We start from the raw sequence: 17,754 nt of genomic DNA, 5'->3' as shown, positions 1-17,754 counted from the left end.
GGCTTATTGATTTTGGAGGAGGTGCTTATGCTCAATCAAGAATTGGAGCTGAGTCTCAACATTGCTTTTGCCAAAGCAAGGGATAACAGACATGAATTTATGACTGTCGAGCACCTGCTACTGGCGTTGTTAAGTAACACATCAGCGCGAGAAGCACTGGAGGCTTGTAAGGTCGAGCTGGCAGTTTTACGCCAGGAACTGGAAAATTTTATTACTCAAACAACCCCTTTATTACCAGAGAATGATGATCGGGATACCCAGCCAACATTGAGCTTTCAGCGTGTGTTGCAACGAGCGGTGTTTCATGTTCAATCTTCAGGCCGCTCAGAAGTTTCCGGGGCGAATGTACTGGTTGCAATTTTTAGCGAACAAGAATCTCAGGCGGCTTATTTACTGCGCAAGCATGACGTCAGCCGGCTGGATGTTGTGAATTTTATATCTCACGGAACACGTAAAGATGAGCTCGATAATGAGAGCCATCATAATGTTAATCCAGTTCAGGAAGAACAAGCGATAGGTGAGGATAGATTGGAAAATTTCACTACAAATCTGAATCAATCTGCACAAAAAGGGCAAATTGATCCGCTGGTTGGTCGTCAGCATGAATTGGAAAGAACAATTCAGGTACTGTGTCGCCGGCGCAAAAATAACCCATTGCTTGTTGGGGAATCCGGAGTCGGTAAAACTGCAATTGCTGAAGGGCTTGCCTGGCGCATCGTGCAAAAAGATGTTCCGGCAGTGATGAAGGATTGCACAATTTACTCGCTGGATATTGGTTCATTGTTGGCAGGGACAAAATATCGAGGTGATTTTGAGAAGCGCTTCAAAACCTTGTTAAAAACCCTGGAACAGGACAGCAAAAGTATTCTCTTTATTGATGAAATCCATACCATTATCGGTGCTGGTGCTGCTTCGGGGGGGCAGGTGGATGCAGCCAATCTAATTAAACCTCTTTTATCCAGCGGTCGTATTCGCGTGATTGGTTCGACAACCTATCAGGAATTCAGCAATATTTTTGAAAAAGATCGCGCTCTGGCCCGTCGGTTTCAGAAGATTGATATTCTGGAGCCTTCTTCCGAAGAAACGGTACAGATCATTAATGGGTTACGTGCTAAGTATGAGGCGCATCACGATGTTCGCTACACAGCAAAAGCTATTCGGGCGGCAGTCGAATTGTCGGTGAAATATATCACCGATCGCCATTTGCCGGATAAAGCCATTGATGTGATTGATGAAGCAGGTGCGCGTACAAGGTTAGTTCCAGTCAGCCGCCGCAGAAAAACCATTAATGTTGCGGATATTGAGTCAGTCGTTGCCCGTATTGCCCGTATTCCGGAGAAAACAGTTTCAGCCAGTGATAAAGATGTCTTGAGAACACTGGATGATCGTTTGAAAATGCTGGTGTTTGGTCAGGACAAAGCGATTGGTGTATTAACCGAAGCCATCAAAATGAGCCGTGCCGGGCTGAGACAAGAGCACAAACCTGTTGGTTCTTTCCTGTTTGCCGGGCCTACAGGCGTTGGTAAAACAGAAGTCACAGTACAGTTAGCGAAGGTCCTCAATATCAAATTATTAAGATTTGATATGTCTGAATATATGGAACGTCATACTGTCAGTCGCTTGATAGGTGCTCCGCCAGGTTATGTTGGTTATGATCAGGGTGGTTTATTGACAGATGCTATTATTAAACACCCTCATTCTGTGTTGTTGCTTGATGAGATTGAAAAGGCCCATCCGGATGTATTCAATATCCTGCTTCAGGTGATGGATAACGGAATGTTGACTGATAACAATGGCCGGAAGGCAGATTTCCGTAATGTTATTTTGGTGATGACAACCAATGCGGGCGTACGTGAAATACAGCGTAAATCCATTGGATTTACGGAACAGGATAATAGCATTGATGGAATGGCTGAGATCAAACGAACCTTTACCCCCGAATTTCGCAATCGTCTTGATAGTATTATCTGGTTTGACTCACTTTCTACGGAAGTTATTCAACAAGTGGTTGATAAATTCATTGTTGAATTGCAGGTTCAACTGGATGAAAAAGGTGTGTCTCTGGAAATCAGCACAGATGCCCGTCAGTGGTTATGTGATAAAGGGTATGATAAAGCGATGGGTGCCCGTCCGATGGCCCGTGTGATTCAGGATAGCCTGAAAAAGCCATTAGCTAACGAGTTGTTGTTTGGCTCTTTAGTGCATGGAGGTTCAGTCAGAATTAGTCTTGATAAAGATAAAAATGCACTGAAATACGATTTCAAAAGCGTACAAAAATCAAACAAGAAAAAATCAGAAGATGCCGTACTATAATCAGTACGGTATATGCAAAACTAGTAACTAAGTTAAGAGCAACACCACAGGCGAATGTTGAAAATACATAACCTGTGGTGTGTAAGAAGGTATCGGAATCAGCGGCTACGGAAGATGATACGGCCTTTGCTCAGGTCATATGGAGTTAGTTCAACTGTAACCTTGTCTCCAGTCAGGATGCGGATATAGTTTTTACGCATTTTGCCTGAAATGTGAGCAGTAACGACGTGTCCGTTCTCTAATTCGACACGAAACATGGTGTTTGGCAGTGTGTCTAACACAGTACCTTGCATTTCAATATTGTCTTCTTTGGCCATCTAATCCTCTAAATGTAACAACCATAGTTTTTAACCGGCAAGATAATGCCGAAAAACCCTCATTATGTAAAGGAATGTCGTATTTTACACCATTATTTTCCTCATAATGGTATTGACACTCCCACCGTGAACAGCATAAACCACCAAGTATTGACTATAACTCCAACGTTTGCGCATCCCAACAGCCAGCTTGCAATGATTGCTTTTGGTATTGATCAAGATGCCGGAGAAACTCTTTCCTTGGAATATTTTTAGCGCCCAGTGATTCTGTATGGTGGTTTAGCACCTGGCAATCAAACAGTTGGCCGCCATGACGCAAAAAATGGTGATAGAATGCCACAAAAGCGCACTTGGATGCATTCTCCATTTTGCTAAACATCGATTCACCGCAAAATAGTGTTCCTATATTAACACCATATAACCCGCCGACGAGCTGTTGTTTATACCAAACTTCAACTGAGTGAGCTAAACCCTCCTGATGCAGTGTTTGGTAACCCAATTGAATGTCAGAACCGATCCATGTGCCTTCTTGTCTCTGGGCACAACCATAGACCACCTGTTCAAAAGCATAGTTTACCGTAATTTGGTAAGGATGTTTGCGAATAAAACGTTGCAAAGTTCGGCCGGTATGTAATTCTCCGGGGATCAGGACAGCCCTGGGGTCGGGAGACCACCACAAAGGAAGTTCATTCGGTGAAAACCACGGAAAAATGCCTTTGCGATATGCGGTCTTTAATCGTTCTGCACTTAGATCACCCCCAAATGCTAACAAGCCATTTGGTTCTGCCAGCGCAGTATCTGGATGGGGAAATTCATATGAGCTATCCAATTGAGCTATCAACATAAAACTTATTACTCCTGATCAGGATAGCTCTGTCGTTGATAGAATTGGTAGTAGCGTCCTTGTTGGGACAATAACACATCGTGTTGTCCTTGCTCAATGATACGTCCCCCATCCATCACACAGATCCGATCCATGTGTTGTAAGCCTGTTAACCGATGGGTAATTACAATAAGTGTTTTATCCTGACAACGATGGCGCAATAGTGCCAGAATTTGTTGTTCGGTATCTGCATCAAGCCCTTCTGTTGGTTCATCCAGAAGCATGAGTGGTGAATTATGCAGTAAGGCTCTGGCAATACCCAAGCGGCGTTGTTCACCACCTGAAAGCTGCCGTCCACCTTCGCCCATCCAACAGTTTAGCTTTTCATTGTTTTCTAGCAAGTTTCCTAAGCCAACCTGTTGCAATACCGTTTCTAATTCTTCATCTGTGGCACCCGGTTTTGCCATCAACAGATTTTCCCGCAGAGTATGACTGAACACATGTATCCGTTGAGGAACGACTGATATCATTGATCGCAGTGTGGCTTCATCATAAAGAGAAATAGGCTGTTGGTTGAGTAGAATTTCTCCGTTATCAATATCCCACGCCCGGGTTAATAATTGTAAAAGAGTCGATTTACCGCAGCCAGTCTTACCTAATAAGGCGATATGTTCACCTGCCTGAAGAGACAGTGAAATATTCTGTAATACAGGCATAGGCTGGTTAGGATAAGTGAATTCTATGTTTTTTATCTCAAGACTGAGATTGTCTGTACTTTTTGGCCCGTTTGCAGGAAAGGTGACTTCGGCTTTCTGATGCATTAGCTGAGAAACGCGGGTTGCTGACGAGATCACCTGTCCCATGTGCTGGAATGCAACAGTAACTGGTCCCAGGGATTCAAACGCTGAAAGGGCACAGAATGTAAACAGGGCAATCAATGCACCGGGTTGATTATTTCCGCCTACATCTGCTGATGCCAGCCACAGTATTAACGTTACTGTCATGCCAGTAGCAAAAATCATGATGGCCTGAGAAAGCCCGGTCAGGCTGGCTTGCTGTTGTTGGCTTTTTAGCCATTGATATTCAACTTCGGACATTGTCTGGCGAAAACGTTTAAGAGCACCGAACACGGTTAATTCTGCCTGACCTTGCAATGTACTGGTGAGTAAAGTTCGATACTGCCCACGTAATGCTGTGATATTCCTGCCATAAGGTTTACCTGCGTGATAAAACACAAAAGGTAAGATCAGTAATAACCCCAGCATAATACCGCCGAGAGTATAGGCGAGAGTCCAGTCAAGAAAGCCTAGGCCTAATGTCAGAACTACAATCACAGCGAGTGCAGCAAGCAATGGAGACAGGACACGAAGATAGAGGTGATCTAATGTTTCTACATCAGCCACAATCCTGTTTAATAGCTCCCCCTGACGAAAACGGGCAATCCCTCCCGGCGAAAGTGGCAGGATTTTCTGAAAGGTAAATACCCGCAGATGGGCCAGCACTCGAAATGTAGCATCATGGCTAACCAGCCGTTCTCCATAACGTCCGGCAGTGCGGAAAATTGCTGCGCCCCGGACACCCGCGGCAGGCAGCATGTAATTAAAGGTATATTTTCCGGCAAAGCCCGCCACAGCCGTACCGGCCAAAAACCAGCCAGACAGTGTAAGTAAGCCAATACTGGCTAATAGAGTTAGTGTTGCTAAAACCATCCCTAAGCTGATGAGAAACCAGTGGCGGCGATATAGTGCGAGAAATGGAAGTAATATACGCATGATTAAAGCTCCATACTGCGATGAGACAACAGACGGGAAAATGCGCCTTGAGATTGTCTCAGGCTTTCATAGTTGCCTTTTTCGATAATGAGTCCACTTTCCATCACCCAGATTTGATCATATACCGGCGTTTCTTCCAGTAAGTGTGTAACCAACAGCGTGGTTTGCTGACTGGATGCCTGATTCAAGGCTGTCATTACCCGTTGTTCACTGTGAGCATCAAGACTGGCGGCGGGTTCGTCCAGCAGCAGAAGCTGACAGGGATGCAATAACGCCCTGGCAACAGCAATACGCTGTGCTTGCCCAACAGATAGCCGTGCTGCATTATCACCAATAACGGTGTTTATGCCATCGGGCAGTTCAGAGACAAACTCCGTAACATAGGCTTGTTGCATGACACTCTGAATTTGTTCCTGTGTCGCATCAAACTGACCAAGACGGATATTATCAAGTATGGTCTGTTCTGGCAGGTGAGGGTTTTGCCCAGCCCAGCTTAATTGTTCACGCCATTTGTCGAGATCAAGTTCATTGAGTTCACTTCCATTGATTTTCAGTGAGCCGCGATAAGGAAGAAAACCGAGTAAGACATTTATAAGAGAACTTTTTCCCGCACCGCTTTTACCCACTAATGCAATACGCTGATGCTGCTCAATCGTAAAGTTCAAAGGGCCGGCAAGACGATGACCATCGTGCGACAAAATTTCCAGCTCATTCGCTTCAATACTGACAGCATTTTTATCTGACAGGATTTTTTTACCGTCGTATGAGGCATGTTCCCCATCGCTGGTTAACAGAGTGAAAAGTGATTCCGCCGCACCGATAGCCTGAGCTTTAGCATGGTAGAAAGTGCCCAGATCACGTAGCGGCTGAAAAAATTCCGGCGCCAGGATAAGCGCCAGAAAACCGGCAAATAGTGTGACACCAAAGCCATAATTGCCAAAATGCAATTCTCCCAGATAAGAAAAACCAAAATAGACAGCTACAACGGCAATAGAAACAGCAGCAAAAAACTCCAGTACTGCAGAAGATAAAAACGCCATGCGCAGCACTTCCATCGTTCTGAGGCGGAAATCTTCGGTTGATTCGGTAATTTGCTTAACTTCAGCTTTTCCTCGGTGGAATAAGCGCAATGTTTCGAGTCCACGCAAACGATCAAGAAAATTACCGCTTAACCGGCTGAGTGCAATAAAATTGCGTCGATTCGCATCTGCTGCTCCTAATCCGACTAATGCCATAAAAAGCGGAATCAAAGGTGCTGTTACCAATAAAATAACACCGGCAGCCCAATTGATTGGAAATACTGTCATCAGAATAAGCACTGGAATAGTGGCAGCGAGGGTCATTTGAGGTAAATAGCGGGAATAAAAATCCTGCATATCTTCGATCTGTTCCAGAATAATCGTTGCCCAGCTGCCAGCAGGTTTACCTTTTACCCAGACAGGCCCTAATTGGGTCAGCTTATCCAAAACCATGCTGCGGATTTGCTGACGTACAACCTTGCCACAGATAAAGCCGATACGCTCCCGAATAGCACTGACAATCGCTCGCAGGGCAAAAGAAGCCAGTAACATCGCAAATTGGCTGATGAGATTTTCACGGGGAACATGATCCATGACAAGCGCCTGAAGAATGGAAGCGAGCAGCCAGGCCTGAGAGATAATCAGTAGGCCACTAATCAGGCCCAATAGCATGGATAGACGAAGCCATCGACGAGCTGGAGTACTTTGTTGCTTCAGCCATCGAACCAGTTCAGATTGTCTTGTTTTGTCCATAAGAAAAATTTCAGATTAACAGATGATACAGCGTATCAAAACAAGCTGGTAACCACCTTGCCAGCTTCCGCGCACTATTTTATTTACAACACCATGCTATCTACGACACTAAGCTATCTACAAAATGTTACTTACAAAAAATGCGTCCTATTAAAAAGCGCTACCGGAATAGCGCTTTGAAGGGAAGATAATTTTATTTAGTTGCCAGCCCGTCCAGAAAACGTTCAGCATCCAGTGCTGCCATACAACCAGTACCGGCAGACGTAATCGCCTGACGATAAACATGGTCCATTACGTCACCAGCGGCAAAAATACCCGGAATGGAAGTCTGAGTGGCATTTCCATGCAAGCCTGACTGGACTTTGATATAACCGTTTTCCAGTTCAAGCTGCCCTGCAAAAATATCGGTATTCGGGCTGTGGCCGATAGCAATGAAAACACCGGCAACATCCAGTTCTTCGGTGTTATCGCTCTTAGTATCGCGGATACGAACACCTGTTACACCCATCTCATCACCCAAAACTTCGTCCAGAGTGCGGTCGGTGTGCAGAATAATATTGCCGTTTTTAACTTTATCCATTAAACGATCAATCAGGATCTTCTCTGAACGGAAAGTATCACGACGGTGTATCAGGTGAACTTCAGATGCAATGTTTGCCAGATACAATGCTTCTTCAACAGCGGTATTGCCACCACCGACAACTGCAACTTTTTGTTTACGGTAGAAGAAACCATCACAGGTTGCACAGGCAGAAACACCACGTCCCTTGAATTCTTCCTCGGAAGGTAAGCCTAAATAGCGAGCCGAAGCACCAGTTGCGATGATCAGAGCATCACAGCTATATTCTTGATCATCACCATACAGATGAAATGGTTTTTTTGAGAAATCAACTTTCCGAATGTGGTCGGAAACAATTTCTGTCTGAAACTTTTCAGCGTGCTGGAACATACGCTCCATCAAGCCAGGGCCTGTCAGCCCTTCAGGGTCACCGGGCCAGTTTTCAACTTCAGTCGTGGTGGTTAATTGGCCGCCTTTCTCAACCCCTGTAATGAGTACGGGACTTAGATTAGCACGGGCTGCATAAACAGCAGCAGTATAACCAGCAGGACCTGAGCCAAGAATGATGAGCTTACTGTGTTTGGCTGTACTCATGAATACCTCATTTCCATTATCACATATCGTGGATTTAGGGATTGTAGGAGAAATGATAAGTTAAAAAAAGCGATTATCAGATAAAATATTCATGTTATTAACGATTTTACCGATAGATAGTAACTATGATGTAATGGGAATGTAAGGAGTAAGTGCTTAACATTTTGAATTGAACATCATTTATGCGTTTTAGTCATGAAACGAGCGGCTAAGGCGATTTACCGAAAATTTGTTTGGTATGTTGTTCTGATTTTTGTTCATTTACTTTGACAATCGGCTATGCATTTGCGAAAACATCTGTGTAAGAGATAATTATCTACCTCGCTAATCAATTGTTTCTATAGAATAGACAATTCTGAGGGGATGATTTTCTCATAGAATATTAAAAATTGCCGATAAGCTGCTTTCTGGGAAACCCAATGTTTTGGGAAAATCGTGTTTTGGGAAATTACATTCTGGAAGACGGTGTTCTAGTAAGTCGTATTTTGGTTAATCGAGTTCTGGGAAATTGTATTCTGGAAGATTACGTGCAGGCCCCAAACCTTGGTTACAGATTGAGCTTTAGCCTTTGAAGACATCTTTTCCAGCTCAACTGCTTAAAAGAGATAGGGAAAATGTTATGGGTGTAGGAATATAAAGAGAGAGCAATAAGATGATAGATAATAAGAAGCGTCCAGGAAAAGATCTTGATCGCATAGACCGTAATATCCTTAATGAATTGCAGAAAGACGGCCGTATTTCTAATGTGGAATTATCCAAACGAGTAGGGTTATCACCAACTCCTTGTCTGGAGCGTGTACGTCGTTTAGAGCGTCAGGGTTTTATTTCTGGTTATACGGCGTTGTTGAATCCTCACTACCTGGATGCATCATTGCTGGTATTCGTTGAAATCACCCTGAATCGCGGAGCAGCAGATGTTTTTGAGCAGTTCAATACTGCCGTACAAAAACTTGAAGAAATTCAAGAGTGTCATTTAGTTTCTGGAGATTTTGACTACTTACTGAAAACACGTGTACCAGATATGTCTGCGTACCGTAAATTGCTGGGTGAAACCCTGCTACGCCTTCCGGGTGTTAACGATACTCGTACTTATGTAGTTATGGAAGAAGTGAAACAGAGTAACCGTCTGGTAATTAAGACTCGTTAAGCTTTTGTCTACAATGTACAGTGTATAGATGCAAAACAGGAAAAAGTTAGGTACACTCCTGTTTATGCATACAGTTTCAACGCTGAGCTGCCCTCAGCGTTGTTCCGTTTAATCTACAGGAAAACCTGGAGAGCCTTTCTTGAACCAGGAATATACAGAAGACAAACGTGTTAAATTAAAAAGAGTCAGCAGTGGCCGCAGGCTTCTGGAAGCCATTCTGTTGGTTATTGCTATATGTGCCGTCTACTTAATGGTAGCACTTGTCAGTTTTCACCCTTCCGATCCCAGCTGGTCCCAAACTGCCTGGCATGAGCCTGTCCATAATTTAGGTGGCAGTGTTGGTGCGTGGTTATCAGACATACTATTTTCCGCATTCGGTATTCTTGCCTATGCAGTCCCGCCATTGATCTTTTTAGGGTGTTGGAATGCTTTCCGTCAGAAAGATAGGCAAGAGTATGTAGATTTTTTCACGCTCGCATTACGTATTATTGGTGCTTTGGCACTTATCCTGACTTCATGTGGTTTAGCAGAACTTAATATTGATGATTTCAATGATTTTGCGTCAGGTGGTGTAGTTGGCAGTTTATTCAGTAACGCCGTTTTGCCGTGGCTCAATATTCTGGGTACGACTCTGGCCCTGCTTGGTATTTGGGTTATCGGATTTACGTTATTTACTGGCTGGTCCTGGCTTACTATTGCAGAAAAAATTGGCGCTTGTATTCTCGATTCAATTAGCTTTGTGCTTAATCGTAGCCGTCCTGAATCTGAATATGATGAAGAACAGGAAGAACTGGCACTGGAAAAAGAAGCGGTATCCGCTTCCTCTGGAACTGAAGAAGAATCCGGTCATAATGGGAATAAGCTTGCTATCGCTAACACTATGCAGAATTCAGGTACTTTCGATGAAGACGATGCGTTGTTGGCAACACCAACGGTAACAGAATTAGCGAATATTGACTCAAAGCAGCCAGAAAGCGAAGAATCAGAAGAAAGCCTTTCTCCTGTCAGTATTTCATCTGGAAGCATTGTATCTGAGAGTGCTTCATCTGAGTCTCTGGTTTCTATTGTTCCGGAAACAGCTCAGGCTATATCAGAGCAGGCTGAGAATATTCAGGAAGCAGGACCTACCCGTTATACATTTGAACTGCCGGGTGATGAGCAAATAAGGAATATAACCGCAGAGTTCAGTAATGCATCGCATACTGTGCCGGAACCAGACCTATCTCCAGCCAATATTCATTCAGCTACAGTGGATACAGCGCAGGATATTCTAGCTGTGTCGCCATCACCTGATAACGATGATGAGTTACAGCTTCCTGCCACAACTTCTGCTGTGTCAGTAAGAAATCCTCAGGTAAAACAAGGTATTGGTCCCGAGATGCCGAGGCCGAATCCAGTACGGATACCGACTCGCCGTGAATTATATGGCGTTAAAGTTCCTTCTCATCGTTTGGCTGAACATTTGCAGCGAAAAGAAAAAGAGAGACAGGAAGAGCTTAATGCTGAGGCTGAAGAACAGAAAATGGATGCGCAACAACAAGATATGCTGCGCCAACAATTTCTTGATCAGCAACGTGAGCGTTACGGCAGTGATGTTGAAAAAGAGCCTAAAGAGAATGCAGAGCTGTCTAACTATGCTCAAAACGAGACTATTCTTGATAGCACATATGACGATACAGCGGTAGAGGCCCCAGTTGAGCGACCTATCAGTAATGTTGACGAGCAGGCAGAGCAGGAAGAAATGTTGCGGGAAGCATTTGAGCAGCAGCAGAATGAGCGCTACCAAAACCAGACTACTGCTTTCCAACAGCCTGAAAAATCTGTGTTTGAATATCTTTCACAAATTGATAGTTCAGATAAATCAGAGCCGACAGAGCCACTATTTATGCCTTCTGAGTTCATACCGGTAGAAGATATTGCACAACCAGAACAGGAAAAAAATGTTCCGCCTGTTTCAAGTGTTTCAGCAATTTCTCCTGTTCCGAGTGCTTCTCATGTGGCAGAAATCCGGCATAATCTTGCGCAGCAACCGCAGCAACCGCAGCAACCGCAGCAACCGCAGCAACCGCAGCAAAGCCTGTTCCATCCATTTTTGGTGCGTAATGATCAACCATTACCTAAACCAACTACACCGATGCCTTCTCTTGATCTTCTGGCAGCTCCGCCAGCAGAAGAAGAACCTGTCGACATGTTCGCTCTGGAACAGACTTCACGTTTAATTGAATCCCGCCTGAACGATTATCGGGTTAAAGCTGATGTTGTCGGGTTTTCGCCTGGCCCTGTGATTACCCGGTTCGAGCTGGACCTGGCTCCCGGCGTTAAAGCTTCGCGCATTTCCAATTTATCCCGTGATCTTGCTCGTTCACTTTCGGCTGTAGCTGTCAGGATTGTAGAGGTTATACCGGGACTGCCTTACGTCGGTCTGGAATTACCTAATAAAAAACGTCAGACCGTTTATTTGCGAGAAGTATTGGACTGTGAAAAATTCCGTGATAACCCCTCTCCTTTAACCATCGTTTTAGGGAAAGATATCGGGGGGCAGCCTGTTGTGGCTGATTTAGGGAAGATGCCGCACTTACTGGTTGCAGGGACGACCGGTTCGGGTAAATCTGTGGGGGTTAATGCGATGATCCTCAGCATCCTGTATAAAGCAAAACCCGAAGATGTTCGCTTTATCATGATCGACCCGAAAATGCTTGAACTATCTGTTTATGAAGGCATACCTCATCTGTTGACTGAAGTTGTTACAGATATGAAAGATGCTGCTAACGCATTGCGTTGGTGTGTTAATGAAATGGAACGCCGTTATAAACTGATGTCAGCTTTAGGTGTGCGCAATATTGCAGGTTATAACGATAAGATCAAACAGGCGGAGCAAATGGGCCGTCCTATTCCTGATCCATTCTGGAAACCCGGTGACAGTATGGATGTGGAACACCCAGTTCTGAAGAAAGAGCCTTATATCGTTGTGATGGTCGATGAGTTTGCCGACCTAATGATGACGGTAGGGAAAAAAGTAGAAGAATTGATTGCCCGTCTGGCCCAGAAAGCAAGGGCGGCAGGTATCCATCTGGTGCTGGCAACCCAGCGTCCTTCTGTTGATATTATTACAGGTCTGATTAAGGCTAATATTCCTACGCGAATTGCCTTCACTGTTTCCAGTAAAATTGATTCCCGTACTATTCTTGATCAGGGAGGTGCAGAATCACTGCTTGGTATGGGGGATATGCTTTATTTAGCGCCAAATTCATCTATTCCTGTACGTGTTCATGGGGCTTTCGTGCGTGATCAGGAAGTTCATGAAGTTGTTAATGACTGGAAGGCTCGTGGTCGCCCTCAATATATTGATAGTATTATTAAAGGGGGTGAGGATGGCGAAGGCGGTTTGGGATTGGATAGTGATGAAGAGTTGGACCCTCTGTTCGATCAGGCGGTAGAATTTGTGATTGAAAAACGTCGGGTGTCTATTTCCGGCGTACAACGCCAATTCCGCATTGGCTATAACCGGGCAGCCCGTATCGTAGAACAGATGGAAGCTCAGCAAATTGTCAGTACGCCGGGTCATAATGGTAATCGTGAAGTTTTAGCTCCTCCGCCACACGAACACTGATAATAATATGAATTGAAGGTACTCACACATGAAAAAACTGATGTTGATTGGCTGTCTGATGATGGGATTGAGCGTGAGTTCTGCATGGGCTGATGCTGCACACGATTTGCAGGAACGTTTGAGTAAGGTAAATAGCTTTCATGCAAATTTTACCCAGACAGTTACCAGTAATGATGGCTCAGCGATTCAAAATGGTGAAGGTCAACTTTGGGTTAAACGCCCTAATTTGTTTAACTGGCATATGACATCACCTGATGAAAGTACTTTGATTTCTGACGGTAAGACATTGTGGTTTTATAATCCCTTTGTCGAACAAGTTACGGCCAATTGGCTGAAAGATGCTACGGGGAATACGCCATTTATGTTGATTGCCCGTAATGATTCAGCTGATTGGAAACAATACAAAGTGACCCAAAATGGTAACCATTTTGAGTTGACACCTAAGAGTGCGAGCAGGAATCTTAAGTATTTTTCAATCACAGTGACACCAGATGGCACTATTCAGAAATTTACTGCTGTTGAACAAGATGGACAGAAAAGTGCTTATCAGTTGAAAGGGCAGCAGAACACGAGTGTAGATGCGTCAAAATTTAAATTCACTCTGCCAGAAGGTGTGACACTGGACGATCAACGCCAGTGAGGTTTAATTGAACAATCTTTCTCTTGATTTTTCACAGAATGAATTTCAGCCATTGGCCGCAAAAATGCGGCCAATCACGTTAGATCACTATATTGGTCAGCAACATTTATTAGCGGAAGGTAAACCTCTACCGAGAGCTATTCGTGCGGGTCAACTCCATTCTATGATTTTATGGGGACCACCCGGCACGGGAAAGACCACATTAGCTGAAATCATTGGTTATTATGCGCAGGCAGATATTGAACGTATTTCTGCGGTGACTTCTGGTATCAAAGAGATCCGGGAATCCATCGAAAAAGCACGGCAAAATCGCAATGCAGGTCGTAGAACAATTCTATTTGTTGATGAAGTTCACCGATTTAATAAAAGCCAGCAAGATGCATTTCTGCCACATATTGAAGATGGCACAATTACATTTATTGGTGCTACAACCGAAAATCCCTCCTTTGAATTAAATTCAGCTTTGTTATCACGGGCACGAGTCTATTTACTGAAATCCCTTTCGCCAAGAGAAATAGAACAAGTGCTGATTCAGGCCATAAATGATAAAGAACGTGGTCTTGGTGAACAAAATATTGTGTTGCCGGAAGATACCCGGCAGATACTCGCAGAGCTGGTAGCCGGTGATGCGCGCCGTTCACTGAATCTGCTGGAAATGATGTCGGATATGGCAGAAATTGATGCGAAAGGCCAGCGGACTCTGACAACTGAACTTCTCAAAGAAGTCAGTGGGGAAAGAAGTGCACGCTTTGATAATAAAGGTGACAGATATTACGATTTAATATCGGCCTTACATAAATCAATCCGCGGTTCAGCACCAGATGCTGCACTTTATTGGTATGCGCGGATCATTACTGCCGGCGGTGATCCACTTTATGTTGCCCGACGTTTACTGGCGATAGCTTCTGAAGATGTTGGTAATGCAGATCCTCGTGGGATGCAGGTAGCCATTGCTGCATGGGATTGTTTCACGCGTGTCGGAGCTGCAGAAGGAGAGCGGGCCATTGCGCAGGCGATTGTTTATCTTGCCTGTGCCCCTAAAAGCAATGCTGTTTATACTGCATTTAAAGCGGCTATCGCCGATGCTCAGGAGAAGCCTGATTATGATGTCCCGGCTCATTTGCGTAATGCCCCAACGAAGCTGATGAAAGAAATGGGATATGGTGAAGCATACCGTTATGCGCATGATGAGCCTAATGCTTATGCCGCCGGAGAGATTTATTTTCCGCCTGAGATGCAAAAGACAACTTATTACCATCCGACTAACAGAGGATTGGAAGGTAAAATCGGTGAAAAATTAAACTGGCTAATGGCACAGGATCAAAATAGTCCAATAAAACGCTATCGTTAATGTGGCTGATACGGTAATGTTGGTATGTTAAAAAACCTCTATCAGTCTGCTTAGTCCAGACTGATTTTATTACTGTTTTACCAATAACTTTTTTCTCAATAACAAACAAGCACAGGAATAGCATGCTCGATCCAAATATGCTGCGTAATGAGCTAGACGCAGTCGCCGAAAAACTGGCTCGCAGGGGTTATACCCTTGATGTGGAGACGGTGCGTAAACAAGAAGAGCGCCGTAAAGTTTTACAAGTTGAAACTGAAACCCTGCAAGCAGAACGTAATTCCCGATCGAAATCTATTGGTGCAGCGAAAGCCCGTGGTGAGGATATTGAACCACTGCGTCAGGAAGTCAATCAATTGGGAGAAAAGCTGGATACAGCAAAAGCGGAATTGGAAGCATTACAGGTTGAGATCCGTGATCTTGCACTGAGTATGCCGAATATTCCTGATGATTCTTCTCCTGATGGTAAAGATGACAGCGATAACGTAGAGATCAGCCGTTGGGGTGAGCCGCATCAGTATAATTTTGAAGTGAAAGATCACGTATCATTGGGTGAATTGACTGATGGTCTTGATTTTGCGGCAGCAGTGAAATTAACTGGTGCGCGTTTTGTGGTAATGAAAGGCCAGATTGCCCGTTTGCATCGTGCATTGGCGCAGTTTATGCTGAATTTGCATACTGAACAACATGGTTATCTGGAAACCTATGTTCCTTATTTGGTCAACCATGACACTCTGTTTGGTACAGGTCAGCTGCCTAAATTTGGTGAAGATTTATTCCATACTAAAGCGCTGGAAGAAGAATCTGGTAGTAACTATGCGCTGATCCCGACTGCGGAAGTACCGGTGACTAACTTAGTGCGTGGTGAAATTCTGGATGAGAAAGATCTTCCTTTGAGAATGACGGCACATACACCTTGTTTCCGATCTGAAGCGGGTTCTTATGGTCGTGATACCCGTGGCCTGATCCGTATGCACCAGTTTGATAAAATCGAGCTGGTTCAGATTGTCCATCCTGAGAAATCAATGGAAGCACTGGAAGAACTGACGGGACATGCGGAAAAAGTATTGCAGTTACTAAACCTGCCGTACCGTAAGATGTTGTTGTGTACCGGAGATATGAGTGCAAGTTCAAGAAAAACTTACGATTTGGAAGTTTGGCTACCGGCCCAGAATACTTATCGTGAAATTTCATCTTGTTCTAACATGTGGGATTTTCAGGCTCGTCGTATGCAGTCTCGTTTCCGCAGTAAAGATGATAAGAAAACCCAGCTGGTACATACACTGAATGGCTCAGGTCTGGCTGTTGGCCGTACTCTGGTTGCAGTGATGGAAAACTATCAGCAGGAAGATGGCCGAATTGAAGTTCCGGCAGTATTGCGTCCTTATATGAATGGACTGGAATATATTGGTTAATAACTGATTATTCTAAGTAATAAAAAAGCGCCTAGTGAGGCGCTTTTTTATTCAATGACATATACGTTTTTAGTTAGAGAAAAATAATAAACACTGAAATAGCGTTTATTATAGATATTGAAAGAAAAAACTTTAGACAATTAAATCTGATTGTGTTTGTTTTTCTTCCTGTGCATAAAAAATGCTGCGGTACGTTGTATAATAAACAATAAGGCTCATGGGCAAGGTAATAATGAAGCCTAAAAGTAAGGGGATCGCTGATGCAAACATCATAATACCCATGAGTAAGAAAAACAGAAAACCACCCAATAAATTTTTCTTTACAGCACTCAGACTCATTGACACTGCGTCACCAAATTTCAGATTATTGATAATAATCAGTGCAGGGGCAAACCAGATAAACGCAAGAGCAATAATGGCGAAAACACAGAACACAAGACACGCCCACATAAAAGAAGGGATAGCCTGAATCAATAGTAATGGGTCTGGATTTACCTCTTGAGAGGCTAAAACAAAATCGATCATACCAAAGCCTGCAATAAAAATAGCAGCAATGATTCCAAGTGCACATATTCCTATGTAAAGAGCACCAACAGCAACCAGTGAACCTAATTTTTCTTTAAATCCGTAAAAGAGTAAATCTATCTTAAAGTCCCCTGTAGTCCTCTGTTTTTCAGCAGCAGCGATAACACCAGCAACAAGTACCGGACCAAATAAACCCACTAAAAAATTAATAAATGGAATAAAATTCAATACTGAAATAATGGCGAAATAGACTAATGTAAACAGTATCCACTGTAATGGATTTGCTTTAAACATTTTCCAGGCATCGCCAATCCATTCAGTTGCAGCACCAGCACCTACGGCCTGACCTTCACGAATGAAAATTTCTTTTTCTTTAGTTAGGGAAATATTACCTTCCCCAGAGTTGAGTTCGATATCTTGATTATTCATTTTTTTCGCTTTATTTGATTGAATGATAATTTCCAAATTAAATATTAACTAAATCCATCCTGGAAGATTTCTGGATAAGTTAGGTAGAATTGTTCCATGAAAGCCATTAATCAACAAGGGTTAATTTATTTCCGATTAAAGGATTATCATTCTATTTTTCATTTATATTGAGGAATAAGATTATTCAATATTTTAGGTTAATGCCCTTTATATTACAGTGGGTATTTACTATATAAGTTATTTAACATCAGTCCTATTTCAAGATAATTTCACATGAAACTAAATAACTTTTCATAATAGTGGGACACTCGATTTACTTTCTCTGAAAGAGTCTATTTGCAGATTTTTTCAAGAATTTTTTCACATTACTGAGCAGTTTCCACATATACCGACAACAATGGTTACGTGTGACTGTTTCATGTAACGTGTGCCATAAGTATTCTATTTTGTTCAACCAAGGCGAGTAGACGGGCAGGAATAAGAGGATAAT

Annotated in this window: 14 protein-coding genes; 7 read left to right on the top strand and 7 right to left on the bottom strand. The window is 43.5% G+C overall.

The window, feature by feature from the left end:
* Positions 1-27: 27 nt before the first annotated feature.
* Entirely contained in the window at positions 28-2,313 is a 2,286-nt protein-coding gene (gene clpA / locus AACX38_RS14990) for an ATP-dependent Clp protease ATP-binding subunit ClpA (RefSeq protein WP_228864843.1), read from the top strand.
* A 98-nt stretch (positions 2,314-2,411) separates the two neighbouring features.
* Here clpA and infA read toward each other — a convergent pair whose 3' ends face one another.
* From infA to trxB, 5 genes are all read right to left on the bottom strand, one after another.
* On the bottom strand, positions 2,412-2,630 hold the full coding sequence (gene infA / locus AACX38_RS14985) for a translation initiation factor IF-1 (protein ID WP_004244560.1): 219 nt from the start codon (positions 2,628-2,630) through the stop codon (positions 2,412-2,414).
* 154 nt (positions 2,631-2,784) lie between these two features.
* A complete protein-coding gene (gene aat / locus AACX38_RS14980) occupies positions 2,785-3,474 on the bottom strand; it encodes a leucyl/phenylalanyl-tRNA--protein transferase (protein WP_228864842.1) in 690 nt (229 codons plus the stop codon).
* An 8-nt stretch (positions 3,475-3,482) separates the two neighbouring features.
* Positions 3,483-5,225, bottom strand: a complete 1,743-nt coding sequence (gene cydC / locus AACX38_RS14975; RefSeq protein WP_228864841.1) for a heme ABC transporter ATP-binding protein/permease CydC — start codon at positions 5,223-5,225, stop codon at positions 3,483-3,485.
* Between the two features lie 2 nt (positions 5,226-5,227).
* Entirely contained in the window at positions 5,228-6,997 is a 1,770-nt protein-coding gene (gene cydD, locus AACX38_RS14970; RefSeq protein WP_228864840.1) for a heme ABC transporter permease/ATP-binding protein CydD, read from the bottom strand.
* A 193-nt stretch (positions 6,998-7,190) separates the two neighbouring features.
* Positions 7,191-8,150, bottom strand: coding sequence for a thioredoxin-disulfide reductase (trxB, locus tag AACX38_RS14965; protein ID WP_099124032.1), 960 nt, complete (start codon positions 8,148-8,150; stop codon positions 7,191-7,193).
* Positions 8,151-8,569: 419 nt separating this feature from the next.
* On the opposite strand from trxB, the gene AACX38_RS14960 reads away from it, so the two are divergent.
* From AACX38_RS14960 to serS, 6 genes are all read left to right on the top strand, one after another.
* Positions 8,570-8,722: a hypothetical protein gene (locus AACX38_RS14960; protein ID WP_228864839.1), complete on the top strand. Its 153-nt coding sequence runs from the start codon at positions 8,570-8,572 to the stop codon at positions 8,720-8,722.
* A gap of 80 nt (positions 8,723-8,802) precedes the next feature.
* Complete coding sequence (lrp, locus tag AACX38_RS14955; RefSeq protein WP_004256338.1) at positions 8,803-9,297, top strand: leucine-responsive transcriptional regulator Lrp; 495 nt, start codon at positions 8,803-8,805, stop codon at positions 9,295-9,297.
* A gap of 139 nt (positions 9,298-9,436) precedes the next feature.
* Positions 9,437-12,907 carry a DNA translocase FtsK 4TM domain-containing protein gene (locus tag AACX38_RS14950; RefSeq protein WP_228864838.1) on the top strand — a complete coding sequence of 1,157 codons (3,471 nt, stop codon included), beginning with the start codon at positions 9,437-9,439 and terminating at the stop codon, positions 12,905-12,907.
* Between the two features lie 28 nt (positions 12,908-12,935).
* Positions 12,936-13,547, top strand: coding sequence for an outer membrane lipoprotein chaperone LolA (lolA, locus tag AACX38_RS14945; RefSeq protein ID WP_099110688.1), 612 nt, complete (start codon positions 12,936-12,938; stop codon positions 13,545-13,547).
* 7 nt (positions 13,548-13,554) lie between these two features.
* The gene (locus AACX38_RS14940) at positions 13,555-14,898 is read left to right on the top strand and encodes a replication-associated recombination protein A (protein ID WP_228864837.1); all 1,344 of its coding nucleotides are present in this window, start codon (positions 13,555-13,557) and stop codon (positions 14,896-14,898) included.
* Positions 14,899-15,020: 122 nt separating this feature from the next.
* Positions 15,021-16,310 carry a serine--tRNA ligase gene (serS, locus tag AACX38_RS14935; protein WP_099121270.1) on the top strand — a complete coding sequence of 430 codons (1,290 nt, stop codon included), beginning with the start codon at positions 15,021-15,023 and terminating at the stop codon, positions 16,308-16,310.
* A gap of 132 nt (positions 16,311-16,442) precedes the next feature.
* Here the strand turns inward: serS and AACX38_RS14930 are convergent, their stop codons facing one another.
* Positions 16,443-17,264: a BPSS1780 family membrane protein gene (locus tag AACX38_RS14930; RefSeq protein ID WP_228864836.1), complete on the bottom strand. Its 822-nt coding sequence runs from the start codon at positions 17,262-17,264 to the stop codon at positions 16,443-16,445.
* A gap of 313 nt (positions 17,265-17,577) precedes the next feature.
* Positions 17,578-17,754, bottom strand: a 177-nt coding sequence (locus AACX38_RS14925; protein WP_228864856.1) for a transposase, incomplete at its 5' end; no start/stop codon positions are given.

Origin of the sequence: Xenorhabdus sp. PB30.3, assembly GCF_963895965.1 — a bacterium.
GTDB classification, from domain to species: domain Bacteria; phylum Pseudomonadota; class Gammaproteobacteria; order Enterobacterales; family Enterobacteriaceae; genus Xenorhabdus; species Xenorhabdus stockiae.
The sequence above is the reverse complement of the archived record's forward strand: the minus strand, read 5'-3'. Positions and strand labels throughout refer to the sequence as shown.